This is a genomic window from Nocardioides sp. CPCC 206348, assembly GCF_048654705.1.
GTDB lineage: Bacteria > Actinomycetota > Actinomycetes > Propionibacteriales > Nocardioidaceae > Nocardioides.
On sequence record NZ_JBMCZA010000176.1, the window covers coordinates 2,766 to 6,625 of the forward strand.

General features: G+C 71.0%; 4 protein-coding genes. All 4 read left to right on the plus strand.

The window, feature by feature from the left end:
- A partial coding sequence (locus tag ACOADB_RS13930) for a hypothetical protein (RefSeq protein WP_378599610.1) occupies window positions 1-547 on the plus strand: 547 nt, incomplete at its 5' end.
- Window positions 548-565: 18 nt separating this feature from the next.
- Window positions 566-1,381, plus strand: coding sequence for a maleylpyruvate isomerase family mycothiol-dependent enzyme (locus tag ACOADB_RS13935; protein WP_378599612.1), 816 nt, complete (start codon window positions 566-568; stop codon window positions 1,379-1,381).
- A gap of 8 nt (window positions 1,382-1,389) precedes the next feature.
- The gene (locus tag ACOADB_RS13940) at window positions 1,390-2,313 is read left to right on the plus strand and encodes an oxidoreductase (RefSeq protein ID WP_378599614.1); all 924 of its coding nucleotides are present in this window, start codon (window positions 1,390-1,392) and stop codon (window positions 2,311-2,313) included.
- A gap of 96 nt (window positions 2,314-2,409) precedes the next feature.
- Window positions 2,410-3,860: hypothetical protein (locus tag ACOADB_RS13945; RefSeq protein ID WP_378599617.1), on the plus strand; the 1,451-nt coding region annotated here is incomplete at its 3' end.

A 3,860-nucleotide genomic window follows, 5' to 3' on the forward strand; every position in this document is an offset into this window, starting at 1 on the left:
TCCCGGCGGCTACGCCCCGCCTCCGGGCGGCTACGGCGCCCCGTCGCCGTACGGGCAGAAGCCCTCGGGTGGCAGCGGCAAGGTCATCGCGATCGTCGTCGGTGTGATCGTGCTGCTCGTCCTGGTGGTCTGCGGTGGCGCCGTGGGGCTGCTCATCTGGGGCGCGAACACCGTCGATGACGCGCTGGACGAGTTCGATCCCGACCGGGTCGGGGGCAGCAACAACCCGATCACGCTCGAGGTCGGCGAGGAGTTCGAGATCGACGGCGTCGAGTACGCCGACGGGTGGTCCGTCGCGTCGCCGAAGGACGAGTACACCGGCGAGACGATCAGCGGGCTCAAGGGCACCAATGACCGCGCCGACGAGTCGGGGGAGTCGGTCTACCTCAACTTCACGTTCCTCGACGGCGACGACACGGAGGTCGGTGAGGTCAACTGCACGTCGAGCGGTGACATCTCCCACGGCAACACCGAGGAACTGAGCTGCACCAACTACTCCAGGTTCACGGGCTCCTACGACCACGTCGAGGTCGCGGCGTCGTACTGACCCCCTAGCATCGGCGCCATGAGCGATCAGGAGCTGCTGGCCGGGTACGTCGACACCTGGTGGACCTCGGTCGGAGACCTCGTGGCGTTGCTCGAGGAGCTCGGCCCCGACGCCTGGGCGACGCCCACGGACCTGGCCGGGTGGGACGTGAAGGCCGTCGCCTCCCACACCGCGCACCTCGAATCGATCCTGGCGGGTGGGCCGGACGAGACCGCGGAGATCGCGGACGCACCCCACATCACCGGCCCGATGAGCCAGTTCACCGAGATCGGTGTGGTCACTCGCCGCGACCGTGAGCCGGCGTCGATCATCGAGGAGCTCCGCTCCACCACGAGCGCCCGCCACGACCGCCTCGTCGCGGACCTGCCGAGCGACGGGGCGGCGCCCGCCGACGGCATCTTCGGGCTGATCGGCTGGAACCAGCGCACCCTGCTGCGCAATCGCCCCCTCGACATCTGGATGCACGAGCAGGACATCCGCCGCGCGGTCGGCCGCCCGGGCGGGATGGACAGCGCCGGCGCGCAGCACACGGCCGACTACCTGTCCGAGGCCTTCGGGTTCGTGGTCGGCAAGCGCGTGAAGCCGCCCGCGGGTACGACGGCCGTGCTGGCCGTCGCGGGCAGTCCCACCGTTGCGGTGGAGATCGGTGACGACGGCCGGGGTCGCCGGCTGGACGTCGTACCGGACGCCCCGACGGTGCGGATCGACACCGATCGGGAGAGCTTCATCGTGCTCGCGGGCGGACGCCGTGCCGCGGAGCCTGGGTCCGTCGTTGTCACAGGAGACCAGGAGCTCGGTCGACGTGTCGTCGAGCGGCTCGCGACCACACCTTGAGGACCGTCATGAACTGGAACGTCGCCGACCTGCCCGACCAGACCGGCCGGACGATCGTGGTGACCGGCCCGACGCAGGGGGGCCTGGGCCACTACACGGCCCTCGAGCTGTCCCGGCGCGGTGCGCGGGTGGTGCTCGCCGGACGGAACCCGGCCCGGGTCGAGGAGACGGTGGCGGCGATCCGGTCGGAGGTGCCGGAGGCGAAGCTCGAGGCGCTGCACCTGGACCTGGCCAGCCTCGCTTCGGTGCGCGCCGCGGCGGCCGCGGCGCAACAGCTCGGCCCGGTCGACGTACTGATCAACAACGCCGGGGTGATGGGGACGTCGTACTCCCGGACGGCGGACGGCCTCGAGCTCCAGATGGCGACCAACCACTTCGGGCCGTTCCTTCTGACCGGGTTGCTGCTGCCCCAGCTCGTGCAGAGTGCGGACGGGCGCGTGGTCTCGGTGGCGTCGATGTTCCACCACTGGGCCGGCAAGGCGCCGCTCGGGGATCCGCGGGAGCAGACCGGGCGTTACAGCAAGTGGCGGGTCTACGGGCAGTCCAAGCTGGCCAACCTCCTGTTCACCGCCGAGCTCGACCGACGCCTGCGCGCGGCAGACCTGCCGGTCCGGGCGGTCGCAGCCCATCCCGGTTTCGCCGGGACCCACCTCGCTGCCAACGGCCAGTACGGCCGTTCCGGAGGTGGCATAGCGTCGATCCTCGACGCCACCGTCAAGGTGATCTCGCAGTCGGCTGCCGCGGGTGCCTGGCCGTCCCTGATGGCGGCCACCGACGACCTGCCGGGCAACACCTTCGTCGGTCCGAGCGGGCTGAACCAGATGGTCGGGACGCCCCGGATCGTCGGGCGCAGCAAGCTGGCGCGGGACGAGGGCGCGGCGAAGAAGCTGTGGGAGATCAGCGAAGCGACGGTCGACCTCCAGTACCCCTGAGGTAAAGGTTTCTCGTACCGCCGACGGGCAGTTGCGGACCACCTACCCTCGAGGGGGGAGGGCCCTGGACAGGCTCTTTGCGGTGGGGGGATCGGCGTGGCAGGAATCGACGACGGGCAAAGCTCGAACGCTGACTTCTACGCGGCCCTGGTCAGGCAGTGGGAGGCCGAGGACCGCGACCTGGTGCAGCAACCGCCCGCCGACGAGCTCCTCGACGAGCTCGATGTCGAGGAGATGGTCGAGCTCGGCTGGGTCGCGTGCGACCTCACCGACGAGGCCGTCGTCATCGCCGCCTGCGTCCGCCCGGCCGAGGAACTCGTGGTCGAGGTGCAGGAGCACTTTCCCGGCCGCACGATCGAGTTCGTCCGCTGCGCGCAGCAAGACCTCGATGCCGTTGCGATGCGGGTACGGCGCCAACGGGCCGGGGTCAGGCGGCCGACGGTGCTGCCGATCGTCCGGCCACGGCACCATCTGCTCGCGCTGACGAGCGCCGCGCTGACGAGCGCTGCTGCGTCCGTGTTGCCGATCGGGCTGGCGGGTTCGCTGCTGCTCGGCGCGGTCGTCGTCTTCGTGACCGGTGCCCTGGTCTCCACCAGCGCCGGGTACCCGGCGCTGGTGAACGACCTCCGTGGCCCGCAGCGACCGGAGCTGCGCGTGGTCGCATCCCTGCCGTTCGACATCGTCAACGACCCGATCTCCGCGGACCAGGGACTGCCCGTCTACACCGTGATCATGCGGCTCACCGGCGGCGATCGCGCGCTGGATGCGCTGCGGGAGAACTTCAGCATCATCGACTACCCGTGGGCTCGCACCGATGCGATCCTGCTCGTCGCCGACAGCGACGTCGAAACCCTCGAGGCCCTGCGCCGTACGACGCCGCGCGCCTGGACCCGGGTGACCCGGGTCCCCGACGACGACTTCGCGGATCCGGTGCGAGCCTACGACCATGGCCTGGCGTTGGCGCGCGGTCGTTACGTCGTCGCCTGGGAGCAGGACGAGACGCCCGCAAGGGATCAGGTACGACGGGCGGTGGCGGCGTTCGAGAAGGACCTGAACGAGCGGATGAAGAGCGGCGACGCCGTACCGCCCCTGCTCGCGCTGCGGGTCGCCCACCGGTTCAGCTCGGCCTCCACGGCGTTCGGCCGGCTGTCCGCAGCCGACGAGGCGTTGCGCCTGGACCGCGGCACCGGAGCGGCTTCCGGGTCTGCCGGTGACCCCGACGTCACCTCGACGCACTGCAACATGCGGTTGCTGCGCCGGTTCGGAGGGTTCGCCAGCCTCGCGTGGCGTCCGACCATGGAGGGCGCCGGGTCCGACGTGCCGCCCCGGATCGAGGAGCTGGACTCGACCTCGACGCGGGCCGGCGCCCCGGGTCCGTTGCGGTGGACCCGCAACCGGTCCGAGGCGTTCGCCCTGATCGCGCTGGACGCGGTGGTGCAGGTACGGAGCATGGCGGACCTGCGCCAGCACCGCGACGTCGCTCGGTTCCGGGCGCTCGCCGTCGGGCTCGGTACGGCGGTGATGTTCCTCGCCTATCCCGTGGTGCT